Source organism: Allobosea sp. GW821-FHT09G06 (assembly GCF_059416005.1).
Genome location: NZ_JBWKOI010000005.1, coordinates 29,765 through 46,140, shown reverse-complemented (window position 1 = coordinate 46,140; position 16,376 = coordinate 29,765). Strand labels below are relative to the sequence as shown.

The 16,376-nt window shown below is 64.0% G+C and carries 13 protein-coding genes and 1 pseudogene; 3 read left to right on the top strand and 11 right to left on the bottom strand.

Annotation, left to right across the window (positions count from 1 at the left end; genetic code table 11):
* Nucleotides 1–2 precede the first annotated feature (2 nt).
* The 5 genes from AC07NY_RS21665 to AC07NY_RS21645 form a co-directional block, all read right to left on the bottom strand.
* Nucleotides 3–701, bottom strand: coding sequence for a TIGR04283 family arsenosugar biosynthesis glycosyltransferase (locus AC07NY_RS21665; protein WP_494585530.1), 699 nt, complete (start codon nt 699–701; stop codon nt 3–5).
* Nucleotides 698–1,963: an ABC transporter substrate-binding protein gene (locus tag AC07NY_RS21660; RefSeq protein WP_494585529.1), complete on the bottom strand. Its 1,266-nt coding sequence runs from the start codon at nt 1,961–1,963 to the stop codon at nt 698–700. The genes AC07NY_RS21665 and AC07NY_RS21660 overlap by 4 nt, the downstream gene beginning before the upstream one ends.
* On the bottom strand, nt 1,947–3,014 hold the full coding sequence (locus AC07NY_RS21655) for a radical SAM/SPASM domain-containing protein (protein WP_494585528.1): 1,068 nt from the start codon (nt 3,012–3,014) through the stop codon (nt 1,947–1,949). The genes AC07NY_RS21660 and AC07NY_RS21655 overlap by 17 nt, the downstream gene beginning before the upstream one ends.
* A complete protein-coding gene (locus AC07NY_RS21650; protein WP_494585527.1) occupies nt 3,015–3,683 on the bottom strand; it encodes a CDP-alcohol phosphatidyltransferase family protein in 669 nt (222 codons plus the stop codon). It abuts the gene before it with no gap.
* Between the two features lie 351 nt (nt 3,684–4,034).
* Nucleotides 4,035–4,463, bottom strand: coding sequence for a MerR family transcriptional regulator (locus tag AC07NY_RS21645; RefSeq protein ID WP_494585526.1), 429 nt, complete (start codon nt 4,461–4,463; stop codon nt 4,035–4,037).
* A gap of 85 nt (nt 4,464–4,548) precedes the next feature.
* On the opposite strand from AC07NY_RS21645, the gene AC07NY_RS21640 reads away from it, so the two are divergent.
* The 3 genes from AC07NY_RS21640 (at nt 4,549) to merA (ending at nt 6,986) form a co-directional block, all read left to right on the top strand.
* On the top strand, nt 4,549–4,968 hold the full coding sequence (locus AC07NY_RS21640) for a mercuric transporter MerT family protein (protein ID WP_494585525.1): 420 nt from the start codon (nt 4,549–4,551) through the stop codon (nt 4,966–4,968).
* 21 nt (nt 4,969–4,989) lie between these two features.
* Nucleotides 4,990–5,280, top strand: a complete 291-nt coding sequence (locus AC07NY_RS21635) for a cation transporter (RefSeq protein ID WP_494585524.1) — start codon at nt 4,990–4,992, stop codon at nt 5,278–5,280.
* Between the two features lie 230 nt (nt 5,281–5,510).
* Nucleotides 5,511–6,986, top strand: coding sequence for a mercury(II) reductase (gene merA / locus AC07NY_RS21630; protein WP_494585523.1), 1,476 nt, complete (start codon nt 5,511–5,513; stop codon nt 6,984–6,986).
* Nucleotides 6,987–7,103: 117 nt separating this feature from the next.
* Here the strand turns inward: merA and AC07NY_RS21625 are convergent.
* From AC07NY_RS21625 to gyrB, 6 genes and pseudogenes are all read right to left on the bottom strand, one after another.
* Nucleotides 7,104–7,262, bottom strand: a pseudogene (locus tag AC07NY_RS21625) (GSU2403 family nucleotidyltransferase fold protein); the annotation flags it as partial.
* 342 nt (nt 7,263–7,604) lie between these two features.
* Nucleotides 7,605–10,772, bottom strand: coding sequence for an efflux RND transporter permease subunit (locus AC07NY_RS21620; RefSeq protein ID WP_494585522.1), 3,168 nt, complete (start codon nt 10,770–10,772; stop codon nt 7,605–7,607).
* Nucleotides 10,769–12,187, bottom strand: a complete 1,419-nt coding sequence (locus AC07NY_RS21615) for an efflux RND transporter periplasmic adaptor subunit (protein WP_494585748.1) — start codon at nt 12,185–12,187, stop codon at nt 10,769–10,771. Before AC07NY_RS21615 ends, AC07NY_RS21620 begins: the two co-directional genes overlap by 4 nt.
* Entirely contained in the window at nt 12,184–12,582 is a 399-nt protein-coding gene (locus tag AC07NY_RS21610) for a FixH family protein (RefSeq protein WP_494585521.1), read from the bottom strand. The genes AC07NY_RS21615 and AC07NY_RS21610 overlap by 4 nt, the downstream gene beginning before the upstream one ends.
* Before the next feature lie 128 nt (nt 12,583–12,710).
* Complete coding sequence (locus AC07NY_RS21605) at nt 12,711–13,220, bottom strand: hypothetical protein (protein WP_494585520.1); 510 nt, start codon at nt 13,218–13,220, stop codon at nt 12,711–12,713.
* Nucleotides 13,221–13,800: 580 nt separating this feature from the next.
* A complete protein-coding gene (gene gyrB, locus AC07NY_RS21600) occupies nt 13,801–16,239 on the bottom strand; it encodes a DNA topoisomerase (ATP-hydrolyzing) subunit B (RefSeq protein ID WP_494585519.1) in 2,439 nt (812 codons plus the stop codon).
* Between the last annotated feature and the right edge of the window lie 137 nt (nt 16,240–16,376).

Here is a 16,376-nt window from a genome sequence, read left to right as displayed (position 1 = left end):
GCTCAGCCGTAAAGCCTCGCGATCATTCTGGGCGGCAGGCCGGCGAACCACAATGTCAGGCAGAGGAGGTTCCGGGACGAGCGGCGCAAATAGCCCCCCCGACGGTAGCGAACCGCGCTCGTAATCGCCCGCGCTGGCAGGATCGCCAGCCGGGCGCGCCCCAAGCGCCGCACGATATCGACATCCTCCATCAGCGGCAGCGGCTCGAACCCTCCGACTTCGTCATAGAGATGCCGTGAGATCAGGAGCCCCTGATCGCCATATGGCAAGCCGAGCCAACGGTTGCGCCAGGAAACAAGCCGCTCAAGGCGTCGTGCCGCTGGAGAGGCATCGTCCAGAGCGAACGTGAATGCGGCGGCCGCGCCCTCGCCACGCCGCGCCGCAAAACCTGCGACCGCCTCCTGCCACCCGTCCTCCACGCGCGTATCGGCGTGCAGGAACAGCAGCCATCGCCCATTCGCGGCCGAGGCACCCCGCGCCATCTGGAGACCACGTCCCGGCGGACCCACACAGACTCGTGCGCCATCTGCCAGAGCGATCTCGGTCGTCCGATCGGTTGAGCCTCCGTCACTGACGATGACTTCGCCGACGAGCCCTTCTGCGCGGGCGGTGGCCAACCGGACGAGCGCGGCTGGCAGCACATCCGCCGCGTTCAGCGTCGGAATGACGACGCTCAGCGCGACTTGGCAAGCGGCGTTCATCGGACGTAACGCTTCTCCCATTCGGTGGTGATCCGTGTCATCCAGGAAGGATGTGGCTCGGGCAGGACGGAGCCGAGCTCGGCATTCGTCGGCAAGGCGGGCAGATCATCCGGGCGCGCAAACAAGGCCCTCTGCCCCGGCGATAATTTCTCAAGGTCGAGGACGGTGAAGTTGCCCATGTTCCGCGGATCCTGCGCGCGCGCCTGGGTGGCTGGCTCCAATAAGAAGTTGGCGACGACCATCGCCGCTTCAGGATTTGCGGCGTTGTAGGGGATCGCGACGAAGGAGGTGTTGCCGATCGTGCCGCCCCGCATAACGAAGACGCGCGCGCTCGCCGGCAACTGCCGGTTCACGATACCAGTCGCTGCCTCGGCCGGGCTGAACGAGATGTAGAAGTCGATCTCGTTGTCGACGAAAAGCTGGCGTTGCGCCGGCCCCGTCTCCGGAAACTCCTCACCCTTGCGCCAGAGCGTCGGTTTCAGCTCTCCATACCAATCCCAAAGCGGCCGCGTGGCCGCAACGAAGGTTCGCTCATCCGCTGGTCTGGCGAGGACTGCCGGATCATCCGTCAGTTCGTAGAGCGCCTGTTTGAGGAAGGTCGAGCCGAGGAAGTCGCGGATACCAGGGTGCGTCATCCGCCCCGGATTGACTTTAGCCCAAGTCAGCATCTCGCCGGACGAATAGGGCAAGGTTTCCCGCCGCCCCCGGGCACTGTCGTAGACGTAGACGACTTGCGCCATCCGCCAGGGCGCCGCCAGGCCTTCGACGGGAACCGTGAAATCCACAACGTTCGACCTCTTCTGGGTCGTATCGACGAACTTCCAGTTCGGTAAAGCCCCGACAAACGGCCCGTAAAGCAATTTCTGTTGCTTCATCGCGAGGAAATTCGGTCCGTTGATCCAGATCAGATCGACGCTTCCGCCGGCATCGCGCCCAGCCTGCTTCTCGGCCACGACGCGCGTCACGGCTTCGGAAGTGTCGCGCAGGCGCACGTGGTCCACGCGGACACCAAAGTCGCGCGCCACTTCTTGCCCGACCCATGCGATGAACGCGTTGGTCCGCTCGTCGCCGGCCCAAGCGTTCCAATAAACCGTCCGCCCCTTCGCACGCTGCAATATCTGCTGCCAGTCCGCAGGCTGCACCGGCTTATCCTGGGCCCGGGCAGGCAGAGCGATTCCCGCGGCGATGCTTCCGAGCGTCAGGCGCACAAGTTCTCGACGATGGATCATGTGCTGCTCCAGCAGATCATTCAGCGGCTTCACGGTTTCGACCAGAGAGCCGGCGCTCGCGGATCCGCGCGAGAACCGGCCCCAGGACCTCCTCGTGGAAACGGTCGCAGCCGATGCAGAGATTGCGATATTCGCCCCGTTTGGGCTGCGAAGCCTGCGCGCGGGCAAGGAAGGTGTCGAGATCCCAGCCGTAGGCCAGACCCATGCGTTCAGGATGACCGGCGTTGATAGCCTCGAACACTGGATGACCAACCAGCGAATCGAGAATGCCTTCGAGCGGCTCTTCGGTGAGATTGCCGATCGGTACCCTGGTCTTCATGCAGCAGGGATAGACATCGCCGGCAGCGTCGATCGCGACCTCCGAGCCAGAATAGCGATGGTTGAGGAAATTCAGCCCGCCGGACCAGCGATTGCAGAAATTGTCGGTCATGGACGCCGTCGAAAGCCCGTTCTGCCAAGCCCGACCACGAGGCCACAGCTTCCCGATCCAGGCATCGGGCGTTGCGCCAAAGAACGAGTAGAGCGGCCCGTCCTCCTCATGCCATTTACGGGTCTGGTGGTGCAGTCCGGAACGACGCATCCCAGCCGCCTCGAACCAGTTGATGAGCCGCTCCTGCATCGGGTTTCGCTTGGCGCCCTCAAGCCCGACATGGAAATCGTCCATGCCCGAGACCGATATCATCCAGACGCCACGATCCAAGAGTTCCCGGATGATAGGCTCGGTCAAAAGGTCACCGGTCGTCTGCACCACGACGTTGACCCCACCGACGCGGGCGTATCGGGCACGAAGCGCGTCCAGAAGCGGATAGAGCGCCGGCTCTCGAACAGGATCGATCAGCACCTCGCCGCCGGACAGAATGATGCGCCCGCGCCGCTCCTCCCAACCTCCGCTCGATGCGGGTTGGTCGAGGTCGCGATAGGTCATCCGCTCGGGCAGATTCTGGAGGACAAGGGGCCAGTTTCGACTGGTCTGGCCGGCTACATCGGCAAGAGCACCGCGAACATAGGGACGGAACCGATCCTCGTAGCAGTGGACGCACTTGCGGTGGCACGCCCACGTAATCGACCAGTAAATAGATTCCATTCAGGTGTCCTCGCAGTTTAACGGTGCAAGGGTTGGGACGCGGGACAATGCGTGAGCGGAGGACCGGCCGAACACCGTCCAGCCATGCCACCAGCGCGTCACGGTGGTCACGCCGCAGGCCAACGCGAAGACATATGCAATCGCGGGAAAGAAGCTCGGAAAGAGGCACGCGGCGACAAAGGCCGCTATCGTCTCCGCGCCTTCGGTCAGGCCTCCGAGATAGTAGATGCCCTTGCGTGGGTGGAGATCGCTCGTCAGCCCAAGCTTTGCCGCGATAGCGGCGAAGGCAAGAAAGCTGGATCCCGTTCCAATAAATGCCGCCGCCAGAACGGCGGCGGGCAGTCCGTTCGTCGCAGGATCGGCGATTGCGAACCCGAGCGGAACCATGCCGTAGAATGCGAAGTCCAGCGCGATATCGAGATATGCGCCGCGATCAGTTGGCCCCCGAATGCGGGCAATACTGCCATCTAGCCCGTCGAAAAAACGGTTCACCAAGATCGCGATCAAGGCGAGTTCAAATGCCTGCATAGCCAGCGCTGGCAACGCCGCGAGCCCAATCACGAAGCCCGTAAGGGTCACAGCATCGGCCGTGACTCCGCGGCGCGCGAGCATGGCCGCGAAAGGGTGCAAGATGGGTCTTAAAAGAGGCTGCGCGACATGATCCAGCATGGCTAAGACGGTAATGTCCCTTCATCGTTCGCCAATTGGTTGCCTGTGTCCGAGCGTGATCATGAGCGCGGTTGAGGACGGCTCGGTTTCGACTGCGTCAACCGGTTTACGTGTGGCAGCGCGTTTTCGTTACGTGCCCATGAGCTTAAAGTCGTGATCGGGGACCGGAGGGGCGATAGGCCTGTCTGCTGCAAACCAAAGTCGGCTTGCTTCGTAGTGCGAATCGCCGCGTCGACGGCTTCGCAGCGGCGCTCTACTTCCTCTATCAGGCTGCCCTCTATGCCAGATGGCTGAGCCCATAGAACAGCGCATCGCCGCGCTCGATTGCATCTCTCCGGCAAGGGCAAGATATCAGCCGACCGCCGCTTCTCGGAACAGCGTCTCGATCAGCGGACATTCCGGCAACGTGCCGTCGCCGCACTCGGTGACGACATCCTTGAGCACCCGCTCCATGCGCTTCAGATCGGCTATCTTTTCCCGAACGTCGGCGAGGTGGACTGCGGCGACGTTTCTCGCCTCTGCACAAGGCCGGTCGCGCTCGTCTACGAGACGGAGGAGCTCGCGGATCTCAGCCAGCGAGAATCCGAGCTGGCGCGCCCGCAAGACGAAGCGGAGCCGCCGCTCGTGGAGCGTATCGTAGCTGCGATAGCCGCTCGCCGTGCGCGGCGGCTCCGGCAGAAGGCCGACCTTTTCGTAATAGCGCACAGTCTCCAGATTGCAGCCGGCCCGCCGGGCGAGCTCGGCTCGCTGCATGCCCTTCACGCCAGTGTGATCACGCATCGCAAATGCGCCCTTGACCCTGTAGTTGCTACAGGCTGCACGCTAGCAATCGGACAGGAGTTCGGCAAGAAAGGCGAGGCCCGACATGAATGCATCGCGGCACGGAGCAGCAGGCATTTCAGCAGCGGTGACCCCGGTGCCTGCGCAGAATGAAACAGCGCGACAGCGTCTGGTCGCCGCCGGCGGCATTCTCGGCGCCATTGCCGCTTCAAGCTGCTGCATCGTTCCGCTCATCCTGTTCAGCCTTGGTATTGGCGGCGCCTGGATCGGCAATTTGACGGCGCTCGCGCCCTATAAGCCATTGTTCGTCGCCGGAACGGCGGGCGTGCTCGGCTACGGCTTCTACCTCGTCTACTGGAAGTCGCGGCGCGCCTGCGCCGACGGCGCAGCCTGCGCGCGCCCCATCCCCGGCCGCCTTGTCCGGAGCGCGCTTTGGATCGCGACCGTGCTCGTGATCGCCGCTTTCGCCTTCGACTACATCGCGCCGCTTCTGCTTTCCGCCTAGTCGCAACAGGAGATCCGCCCAATGAAGAAGAGCTTGAACGTCATGGTCCTGATGGTCCCGATGATGGCGACGCCCGTGTTTGCAGGCGAGCGCACCGTCACCTTCGCCGTCGACAACATGACCTGCGCCTCGTGTCCCTACATCGTGAAGACCTCGATGGCGGCGGTCCCCGGCGTCGCAAATGTGGCCGTCTCGTTCGAGGCGAAGACCGCGACCGTCATGTTCGACGATGCGAAGACAAGCCCGGAAGCAATTGCGGCCGCCAGTGCAAATGCGGGCTATCCGGCCCATCCGCGGCAGCAAGGCAGCTAGGATGATTGACCGGGTTGCAAGCCTGGCGGGAGTTGGACTTGTCGCGATCTGCTGTGCGGCACCGCTCATCGCCCTAAGCCTGCCCCTGGCCGGTCTTGGCGCGTGGCTCGCAGGCGTGAGCCTGACGGTGATCCCCTCGCCATTGCAGGATTCGGTCTCGCCACCTGGGTAGCTCATCGCCGGGCGAGAGCAACTCGCGAGACCACAGTAAACAAAGAAGGCGTGAGACCATGAACGATTGCTGCCCATCGTCCGCGCCCCAGGGCAACACTGACACCGGACAGCGGTCCGTCTTCAATGGCGGGAACGGGCGCGCCTATGACCTCGCCGTGATTGGCGCCGGCTCGGCGGGCTTCTCCGCCGCGATCACGGCGGCCGATCAAGGTGCGCAGGTCGCGCTCATCGGCAACGGCACGATTGGCGGAACCTGCGTCAATGTCGGCTGCGTGCCCTCGAAGACGCTGATCCGCGCCGTCGAGACGCTCCACGATGCGCGCGCGACAGCTCGCTTTGCCGGTATCGCCGCCCATGCGGAACTGATCGACTGGCGCGGGACGGTCCGCCAGAAGGACGCACTGGTTTCCGAGCTGCGACAGGCCAAATACGCCGATCTGCTGCCTGCCTACAACGGCATCACCTATCGCGATGGACCGGCGCGCATCGTCGACGGCGGGGTCGAGGTCAACGGCGCACGCATTGCCGCCGGCAAGATTGTCATCGCTACCGGTGCGCGTCCGGCCGTGCCCGCCATCCCCGGCATCGAGACAGTACCCTACCTGACCAGCACGACGGCGCTCGACCTCGAGGAACTTCCGCGCTCGCTGCTTGTCATCGGCGGCGGCTATATCGGCGCCGAGCTTGCTCAAATGTTCGCTCGCACCGGTGTCGAGGTTACGCTCGTCTGTCGGTCGCACCTACTGCCCCAGGCCGAGCCGGAAATCGGCTCGGCGTTGACGCGATATTTCGAGGCAGAAGGGATTGCCGTCGTTTCGGGCATTGCCTACCACGCGATCCGCAAAGCCGCGAGAGGCGTTTCCCTGACCGTCACGCGTGAGGGGCAGCGTATTGCGATCGACGCCGACCAAGTGCTGATCTCCACAGGGCGTACGCCCAACATCGAAGGTTTAGGGCTCGCCGAACATGGCGTCACCGTCTCTCCGAAGGGCGCCGTCATTGTCGACGAGCACATGCGCACGACCAAGGCTGGAATCTATGCGGCCGGTGACGTGACTGGCCGCGACCAGTTCGTCTACATGGCCGCCTACGGAGCCAAACTTGCCGTCAGGAATGCCCTGGGCGGCGACAGCTTGCGCTACGACAACAGCGCCATGCCGGCCATCGTCTTCACCGACCCGCAGGTTGCGAGCGTCGGGTTGACCGAGGCCGAGGCGCGCGCCAGGGGATATGCTGTCCGCGTTTCGTCGATCGGTCTCGATCAGGTACCGCGCGCGCTTGCCGCCCGCGACACCCGCGGACTCATAAAGCTTGTAGCCGACGCCGGCAGCGGCAAGCTGCTCGGCGCTCACATTTTGGCACCCGAAGGCGCGGACAGCATTCAGACAGCCGCACTCGCAATTGCATCCCGCCTGACCGTGCAGCAACTCGCCGAGACCATCTTCCCCTATTTGACTACCGTGGAAGGCCTTAAACTCGCCGCGCTTGCCTTTAGCAAGGATGTGGCCATGCTCTCGTGCTGTGCAAGTTGAGCGCCGCTCGGCTCTTCGACTGCAACCCGTCGGTTTGTGTTTTCGATTCTCTCTCGTTGAGACCGGCCGCTTTACCCCGGTCGTATGGGGGCCTTCCACCAGGACCGCTTGTTGGGGGCGGAACACCTTCATGAGGGAGTGTGCTTGAAAGACATCCTTGTTCCGTTGTGTACTCTCGTTGCAGTCAGATCGCTGGCGCAAGGCCATGATCAATTTGTGGATGGCATAATGTTCTGGGGCCGGGACCGTTACGGGAATTCCGCTCTTGTGAAGCACGACTGACAGAACTGAACCGCGGTTCACTCCGACCAGCAACAAGGCGCGGTGTAGCCAAATTTGGCGCCGCACGCTGGAGCAGACACCAAGACAATTACTGGAACCGTCTTTCGCAGGAGACGCCAGCACATCGGGCCAGGTCCTATTGCGGCCTCTGGATGTGTCGCGCGCCAACGGCCGCTTCGCCTTCTCCTCCGGTCGAGCAAGCGCGCGCTTACCGGAAGAAGGTGTATTTCACGAGTGCGGCGATCACCAGCACCAGAACGGCAATGCCGAGCACACCCACGAAGCCCATACCCCAGCCCATATTGCCCATCATGTCGTGCATCTCTTGTCCCTCCACTATTCAACAGCGGCAGCGAACTGCGCTGACTCTGCTTCGAATGCAAACTTCTTAGCGGTCGGCAGCCGCCAGCCCTTGATGAGGCCATAGATCGCCGGGATCACCAGCAGCGTGAGCATGGTCGAGGAGACCATGCCGCCGATCATCGGCACCGCGATCCGCTGCATCACCTCGGACCCAGTGCCGGTATTCCAGAGGATCGGCAGCAGGCCCGCCATGATCGCGACCACGGTCATGATCTTCGGCCGGACGCGCTCGACAGCACCCAGCATAATCGCCTCATGCAGGTCCGCGCGCGTGAATACCCGGCCCTCCGCTTCGCATCGCGCCCGCACCTCGCTCAGTGCGTGATCGAGATAGATCAGCATGATCACCCCGGTCTCGGCGGCTACGCCTGCCAGAGCGATGAAGCCGACGGCCACCGCGACCGACATGTTGAAGCCGAGCCACCAGAGCAGCCAGACACCGCCGACCAGCGCGAACGGCAGCGACAACATGACGATGAACGTCTCGGTCAGCCTGCTGAAGTTCAGGTAGAGCAGCAGGAATATGATCGCGAGCGTCACCGGCACGACCAGCTTGAGGCGTGCTTCCGCCCGTTCGAGATACTCAAACTGGCCGCTCCAGGCGATGCGGTAGCCAGCAGGCAGCTTGACACTCTGCGCGATCGCATTCTGAGCTTCGCGGACATAGCCGCCGAGATCGCGCCCTACCGTGTCCACGAAAATATAGACCGCGAGCTCACCGTTCTCGGTGCGGATCGAGGTAGCGCCGCGCTTGCGCTCGATGCTCGCTACCTCTGCGAGCGGCACGCTGGCACCGGACGGCGTCGAGACCTGGACCTCGCTCGCGATCGCCTGCGGATCGGACCGCAGATCCCGGGGGTAACGGATGCTGACCCCGTAGCGCTCGCGACCCTCGACCGTCGTCGTCACGGTCTCGCCGCCCATCGCCATCACGACCGCGTTCTGGACATCGCTGACGGAGAGTCCGTAGCGCCCAAGCGCGATCCGGTCCGGCACGATGTCGAGGAAGTAGCCGCCGATGACACGCTCGGCATAGGCGCTGCTCGTTCCCGGGACGGCCTTCAGCACGGTCTCGACCTGGCGCGAGATAGCCTCCATCTGCACGAGATCGGTGCCGAACACCTTGACCCCGATCGGCGTGCGGATGCCGGTCGCCAGCATGTCGATGCGAGCGCGGATCGGCTGCGTCCAGGCGTTGGAGACGCCCGGGAACTGGAGGGCCTTGTCCATCTCCTCCTTGAGGCTGTCGAGCGTGACGCCTTCGCGCCATTCCGCCCTCGACTTCAGATTGATGATGGTCTCGAACATCTCGGTCGGTGCCGGGTCGGTTGCGGTCTGGGCGCGCCCTGCCTTGCCGTAGACCGAGGCAACTTCCGGGAAGGAGCGGATGATCCGGTTCTGGATCTGGAGCAGCTCGGCGGCCTTGGTGACGGAGATCCCGGGTAGGGTGGTCGGCATGTACATCAGCGTGCCCTCGTCGAGGGTCGGCATGAACTCCGAACCGAGCTGCCGAGCTGGCCAGAGGCTGAGCCCGAGGACGGCCACCGCAACCAGGATCGTTAGCGTCTTGGCCCCCAGAACGCCGCGGATCAGCGGACGGTAGAGCGCGATCAGGCCACGATTGATCGGGTTTCTGCTTTCCAGGATGATCCGCCCCCTGACGAAGATGACCATCAGCGCCGGGACGAGCGTCACCGACAGGAGAGCGGCCGCCGCCATGGCGAAGGTCTTGGTGTAGGCGAGCGGCCCGAACAGGCGGCCTTCCTCCGCTTCCAGCGTGAAGATCGGCAGGAACGAGACGGTAATGACGAGCAGGCTGAAGAACAGCGCCGGCCCGACTTCGCTGGCCGCCTCGATCAGGATTTCAACCCGCGGCTTGTCCGGCGGAGCCCGTTCCAAATGCTTATGGGCGTTCTCGATCATAACGATGGCTGCGTCGATCATGGCTCCGACCGCGATGGCGATCCCGCCGAGGCTCATGATGTTGGAGCCAAGCCCCAGCGCCTTCATCGCCGCGAAGGCCATCAGGATGCCTACGGGCAGCATGATGATCGCCACCACTGCGCTGCGCAGATGCAGCAGGAAGACGATGCAGACCAGGGCGACGATGATGCTCTCCTCGATCAGCGTGCCCTTCAGCGTCTCGATCGCTCGCTCGATCAGCCCGGAGCGGTCATAGACCGGCACGATCTCGGCCCCGCCCGGCAGGTTTGCCGCGACCTCGGCAAGCCGCGCCTTGGCGTGCTCAATGACGGAGAGCGCATTGGCGCCGAAGCGTTGCAGGATGATGCCGCTCGCGACCTCACCCTCGCCGTTGAGTTCGGTGATGCCGCGCCGCTCGTCCGGGCCAAGTTCAACGCGGGCGACATCGGAGAGGCGCAGCGGCACACCTCGATCGCTCTTCAGGACGATGTTCTCGATATCCGCGACCGACTTCAGGTAGCCGCGGCCGCGGACCATGAACTCGAACTCGCTGAGCTCGACCGTACGGCCACCGACATCCATGTTGCTGCTGCGCACAGCCTCCCGCAGCGTCGCCAGTGAGACGCCCTGGGCGCGCAGCCGCACCGGATCGACCACAATCGCGTATTGCTTGACGAAGCCGCCGACGCTAGCGACTTCGGCCACGCCCTCGGCACGAGAAGCCGCGAAGCGCACGACCCAGTCCTGAAGGGAGCGCAGCTCGGCCAGGGTCATGTCCTTGGCCATGATCGCGTACTGGTAGACCCAGCCGACCCCGGTCGCGTCCGGCCCGAGCGTTGGCGAAACGCCCGGCGGGAGACGCCGCGCGGCGGCATTGAGGTATTCGAGCACGCGCGAACGCGCCCAATAGGGATCAGTCCCGTCCTCGAAAATGACGTAGACGAAGGAGACGCCGAAGAAGGAGAAACCGCGCACGACGCGTGCCTTCGGCACCGTGAGCATCGAGGTCGTCAGCGGATAGGTGACCTGGTCCTCGATCACCTGAGGCGCCTGACCGGGATATTCGGTGTAGACGATGACCTGGACGTCCGAAAGGTCCGGGATGGCATCGAGCGGCAAGGTCTTCAGCGCATAGATTCCGGCTGCCACGGCGAAGGCCGCAGCAACGAAGACGAGCACCAGGTTACGCGCCGACCAGGCGATCAGGCGGGCGATCATGGCTTGACCTCCGGCTGTGCGAACCCGCTCAGGGCGGCCTTGAGGTTGCTCTCGGCATCGATGAGGAAGTTGGCGGAGATGACGACACGGTCGCCCTCGGCGACGCCCTCGGTGAGCGCGACCATGCCGTCGCCGCGGCGGCCAAGCTTGACCTCTCGCGGCTCGAAGCGACCTTCGCCGCGATCGAGGATGACGATGCGGCGCGTGCCGCTGTCAATCACGGCGCTGTCGAGAACCGCGAGTTGCGGAGCTGTATCGCCGGAGCCGATCTCGACGTCGGCATACATGTTCGGCAGCAGGATGCCGTCGCGGTTGGCAAGCTCGATACGGACCTTTGCCGTCCGCGTCGCCTCGGCGATTTCCGGATAGATCACGCTGACGCGTCCCTCGAACGTCGTGTCGGGACGGCCGCGCAGCCGCACAGTGGCTGGTGCGCCTATGCCCATGCCAGCCAGTTGGCGTTCCGGAACATCGGCCAGCACCCAGATCGTCGAGATGTCGGCGAGCCGGAACAGGCTGCCACCCGCGGCCATCTTCATGCCGTCGCTGACGGACCGTTCGAGCACGATGCCGTCGCGCGGGGCGGACCAGTTGATCGTCAGCGGCACCTTCCGGCTACGCTCGATCTCGGCGATAACCTCCGGCGGGACGCCGAGGTTTTCGAGACGCTGCCGCGCGCCGCCTTCGGGCACGCCGCGCGCGGCGGCATTGAGCTCGGTGATGAACTGCGCGCCGGCCGTGCTGATCTCGGGAGAGTAGATCCGGGCAAGCCGGGTTCCCTTCGAGACACGATCGCCGGTCGTGATCGGCGCTACCTCCTGGACGAAGGCGTCCGCTCGGATCGTCACGACGGAAACCCGTCGCTCGTCGAGCTGCACCACGCCCGGAACCCGGATGGTTTGGGCAATGACCTGACGCCGGACTGGTTCGGAGCGCACCCCGCTGCGTTGGATGCGGCCGGGCGAGAGCTTAATGACGCCGTCCTCGTTTCCCTCGCCTTCGTAGACGGGGAGATAGTCCATCCCCATCGAGTCCTTCTTCGGCACCGGCGAGGTATCCGGAAGACCCATGGGATTGCGGTAGTAGAGGATGCGTTTCAGGTCGGCCTGTGCCGTCCTCTCCTCGCTCGGAGGCTTCACCTCGAAGCTGACGTCCTGGCTGGCCCGGACGGCCGTGAAGGGCCTGCCGTCGTCGGTCTGCCGCGGCTGCGCCGAATAGACGGGCTTCCGGTCCGGATCCTGATAGTAGATGACCGGGCCGCTTCCGCCGGGCTCGTTTGCCGCGAAAGAGCCCTCGATACCGAGCCAACTCCACAGAGCAGGCATCGCGATACCGCGATGACCGGCCCAATAACCCGCCCCTCCCGCGGCCAGAACGGCAACGAGCGCAAAGCCACTAGCCAACGCGCGCTTCATGGCAGAGCCTTGAGGATCAGCTTGTTTGCAAGCGTGCCGGTCTCGCCCTGGACCTTGGCACCGAGCGACAAGCGCCAACCGCCTTCCATGGTGAGGTTGGTCTTGAAGCGGTAGGTTCCAGGCTCGGTCGACGGCATCGCCTCGATCGGCGACGCCATCATCTCCATGCCGTCAGGCGCCATGTCGATGCGCTTGGCGAATATAACGGCGTCGGGGATCGGCTTGCCCGATCGCTTGTCGACGAGCTGAACAGCAACAACGACGCCGTTGCCCTGCTTGATCTCGCTCTGCACGAGCCGGAATTCATAGTCGTTGATGTCCGCCAGAGCCGGCAAAGCGATGGCGGCGAGCGGAAGCGCGGCGACGAGCGCACGCAAAGTTGGGTTGATACCCATTTGTCGAAATCCTGAGACAGTGGGGCTGCCGCCTGCGCAGACAACTCCGAACGTGGAGCTAGCCACAATTCGCCGATCGCGCGGCACTGCCGTGCGATCGCAGCCGGCACATCAGCGCCGGCGATGTCTCAGCTTCGTGGTGGGCGGGCCGGAGGCTCGGCTGGTCGCGAAATACGCAGCGCCTCATTACCCGCAAGCGCGAGCACCGCGACGACCGCCTGGACGACGGTGGCGGATGCGGTCGGCACGCTCGCAAAGCACTTCGCCAAGCAGAAGCTCACGACCGGGCAGTTCGTCGTGCAATCGGGTTGTTTGTCTTTCGGGTTGGGGCAACACGGCATCTCAGCCGACATTTCCGCCATCGTCTCGCTATCCATCCGGGCATATCCGGCCTTCGCCGGCGCCACGAGGGCAGCCAACATCGTGGCTGTGACGAACAGCCCCAAGATCAAGACGTGTGTGAGAAGCCGAAACTTCATGACTTCATTCCTGCCATGGCGGCGGACTTCGCAAAAGGGCGAGGATTGCGACTTTTTGCCAGAGGCCGATTCAAATCGCTCTTTCGTGATCGTGAGATTGACCCGTTTTTCCCCTAGCGCGGAGTCGCCCCTTGAGGCGGACAGCGTGATGGCCAGCATTTGATCGGGAGTCGGACTTTCGAAGGATGGAGGCCAATGGCCCGACACGGGATATCGGCTGATGGGGATCGCGCGCCCGACCTACTACGACCAGCGTGCCATCAGCCAGTACGAGCAGTGTAAAGGCTTGTAGAGCACCCAGATCGGTGGGATAGCCATAGCGGTGTTCCACCTTGGCAGAGGTAGGCAGGTATCAGCGTTGGTCGGGCCGCCAGCGCTCAGGGGTATTGTCTATGTCTCGGCCTGTTAGCATACGCCTCAACGCCTTTTTCCCCCTAACGAGCGATACCATCCGGTACCGCTGAGCGCTCCAGGAGCCGAGGATAGCCTCCCGAACACATGGTCGGTCGAGATTGTTATCCCCGACATACCATCCCATCTGCCATCACGGCTCCATCGAATAGCCGAGCCCAGTATACGACCTCCAACAGGACCAAAAATGCTGTCAAGTAGCGAAGGCTACCTTGCCAGATGAGGATGCCGAGGCAGAACTCAAATGGACGCAGAAAGTGGAGCTTGCTTCGGACTCACGTATTCTGATCTAAACTCATTTATTCTGACATACGACACTTGGCGGCGATCAGATATCGACCGTCGCGTTCAGCGCGTTGGTCTGGATGAACTCGCGCCGCGGCTCGACGACATCGCCCATCAGCTTGACGAAGAGATCATCGGCCTCGTCGTTCTGGTCGTTCTTCACGCGCAGCAGCGAGCGCACGTCGCGGTCGAGCGTCGTTTCCCAGAGCTGGTCGGGGTTCATCTCGCCCAGGCCTTTGTAGCGCTGCAGCGAGACGCCCTTCTTGCCGATGGTCGAGACCGCGTCGAACAGGTCGCTCGGGCCGTTGACCGTGAAGGTATCGCCCTTGCGGCTGAGCACGCCCGGCTTGGCATAGGCTTCCTGCAGCGAGGTCGCGGCCGCGTCGAGCTTGCGGGCTTCGGTGCTGGCCAGCAGTCCCGCATCGATCGTCGCCGCCTGCTTCACGCCACGGATCATCCGCGAGAAGACGAAGCCGCCCTCGCTGACCTTGCCCTCCCAGCCGCGTTCCAGCTCGTCCGAGATCGCGTCGAGCCGACGCGCGACGTAAGCAGCGGCTTCGTTCGCCTTGGCCTCGTCGTCTTCGCTGACCGGATGCAGCACGCCGGCGATCGCCATCTGCTCGACGACCCGGCGGTCATAGCGCGAATGCAGTTGCGCCAGCGCGTTGCGGACGTTGCGGGCTTCCTCGATCAGGACGCGCAGATCCTCGCCGCCGCGCTCGACACCCTCGCTGGTGCGGAAGGTCGCGCCGTCCAGCGTCGAGTCGACCAGATACTGCTCCAGAGCCCGCTCGTCCTTGAGATAGACATGGCTCTTGCCGCGGGCCGCCTTGTAGAGCGGCGGCTGGGCGATGAAGAGATGGCCGGCATCGATCAGCTCCGGCATCTGCCGGTAGAAGAAGGTCAGCAGCAGCGTGCGGATATGGGCGCCGTCGACGTCGGCGTCGGTCATGATGATGATCTTGTGGTAGCGCAGCTTCGCCAGGTTGAAGCCGCCCTGATCGGCCTCCGCCCGGCCGATGCCGGCGCCGAGTGCGGTGATCAGCGTGCCGACCTGGTCGGACGAGAGCATCTTGTCGAAGCGCGCCCGCTCGACGTTCAGGATCTTGCCGCGCAGCGGCAGCACGGCCTGGTATTCGCGGGCACGGCCCTGCTTGGCGGAGCCGCCGGCCGAGTCACCCTCGACGATGAAGAGTTCGGACTTGGCGGGATCGCGCTCCTGGCAATCCGCGAGCTTGCCGGGAAGCGAGGCGATATCGAGCGCGCCCTTGCGGCGGGTGAGGTCGCGCGCCTTGCGGGCGGCCTCGCGGGCGGCGGCGGCTTCCGCCACCTTGCCGACGATGGTCTTGGCCTCGCCAGGATGCTCCTCCAGCCATTCCGACAGCGCCTGGTTGACGACGTTCTCGACGACCGGGCGGACTTCGGACGAAACCAGCTTGTCCTTGGTCTGCGAGGAGAATTTCGGATCGGGAACCTTGACCGAGACGATCGCGGTCAGGCCTTCGCGGCAATCGTCGCCGGTGAGCGAGACCTTCTCCTTCTTGGAGATGCCGGAGCTTTCGGCATAGCCGGTGATCTGGCGCGTCAGCGCGGCGCGGAAGCCGGCGAGATGGGTGCCGCCGTCGCGCTGCGGGATGTTGTTGGTGAAGCAGAGCACGTTCTCGTGGTAGCTGTCGTTCCACCACAGCGCGACATCGACGGTGATGCCGTCCTTCTCCGAGGTCAGCATGATCGGCTTGTCGATCACGGAGGACTTGGCGCGGTCGAGATAGCGCACGAAGGCCTCGACGCCGCCGTCGTACATCAGCTCCTCGCGGACGACTTCGGCATGGCGCGCATCGGTCAGGACGATGCGCACGCCCGAGTTCAGGAAGGCGAGCTCGCGCAGGCGGTGCTCCAGCGTCTTGTAGTCGAACTCCACCATGGTGAAGGTCTCCTGCGAGGGCAGGAAGGTCACCTCGGTGCCGCGCCTGTCGCCCTGCGGGCCGACGACCGCGAGCGGGGCGACGGCGTCGCCATGGCGGAATTCCATGTAGTGCTCGTTACCACCGCGCCAGATGCGCAGCTTGAGCGAAACCGAGAGCGCGTTGACGACGGAGACACCGACGCCGTGCAAGCCGCCCGAGACCTTGTAGGAGTTCTGGTCGAACTTACCGCCGGCATGGAGCTGGGTCATGATGACCTCGGCCGCCGAGATGCCTTCCTCGCTGTGGATATCGGTCGGGATGCCGCGCCCGTTATCGCTGACCGTGACCGATCCCTCGGCATTCAGCGTCACCGTGACGAGGTCGGCATGGCCGGCGAGCGCCTCGTCGATCGCGTTGTCGACGACCTCGTAGACCATGTGATGCAGGCCGGAGCCGTCATCGGTGTCGCCGATATACATGCCGGGCCGCTTGCGCACCGCGTCCAGGCCCTTGAGAACCTTGATGGAATCGGCGCCGTAGTCGTCGGGCTGGGCGCTGAGGGCGGCATCGGTCATGAAGTGGTTCCTGAGCGGGCGAGCACGCGCCCGCGATGATCCTGATTCGAAACGACAATATAGGCTGAGACGATGGCTTTTTCACGCGCCTACGCGTGCGTGCGCGAGAAGAGGTCAGCGCGGCGACAATTCGCGTC

Coding starts and splice junctions, on each gene's coding strand:
- AC07NY_RS21645 (WP_494585526.1), bottom strand. CDS start 4,463: ATGCGTGATCACACTGGCGTGAAGGGCATGCAGCGAGCCGAGCTCGCC.
- AC07NY_RS21650 (WP_494585527.1), bottom strand. CDS start 3,683: ATGCTGGATCATGTCGCGCAGCCTCTTTTAAGACCCATCTTGCACCCT.
- AC07NY_RS21640 (WP_494585525.1), top strand. CDS start 4,549: ATGAATGCATCGCGGCACGGAGCAGCAGGCATTTCAGCAGCGGTGACC.
- AC07NY_RS21610 (WP_494585521.1), bottom strand. CDS start 12,582: ATGGGTATCAACCCAACTTTGCGTGCGCTCGTCGCCGCGCTTCCGCTC.
- AC07NY_RS21605 (WP_494585520.1), bottom strand. CDS start 13,220: ATGCTGGCCATCACGCTGTCCGCCTCAAGGGGCGACTCCGCGCTAGGG.
- gyrB (WP_494585519.1), bottom strand. CDS start 16,239: ATGACCGATGCCGCCCTCAGCGCCCAGCCCGACGACTACGGCGCCGAT.
- AC07NY_RS21620 (WP_494585522.1), bottom strand. CDS start 10,772: ATGATCGCCCGCCTGATCGCCTGGTCGGCGCGTAACCTGGTGCTCGTC.
- AC07NY_RS21665 (WP_494585530.1), bottom strand. CDS start 701: ATGAACGCCGCTTGCCAAGTCGCGCTGAGCGTCGTCATTCCGACGCTG.
- merA (WP_494585523.1), top strand. CDS start 5,511: ATGAACGATTGCTGCCCATCGTCCGCGCCCCAGGGCAACACTGACACC.
- AC07NY_RS21655 (WP_494585528.1), bottom strand. CDS start 3,014: ATGGAATCTATTTACTGGTCGATTACGTGGGCGTGCCACCGCAAGTGC.
- AC07NY_RS21615 (WP_494585748.1), bottom strand. CDS start 12,187: ATGAAGCGCGCGTTGGCTAGTGGCTTTGCGCTCGTTGCCGTTCTGGCC.
- AC07NY_RS21635 (WP_494585524.1), top strand. CDS start 4,990: ATGAAGAAGAGCTTGAACGTCATGGTCCTGATGGTCCCGATGATGGCG.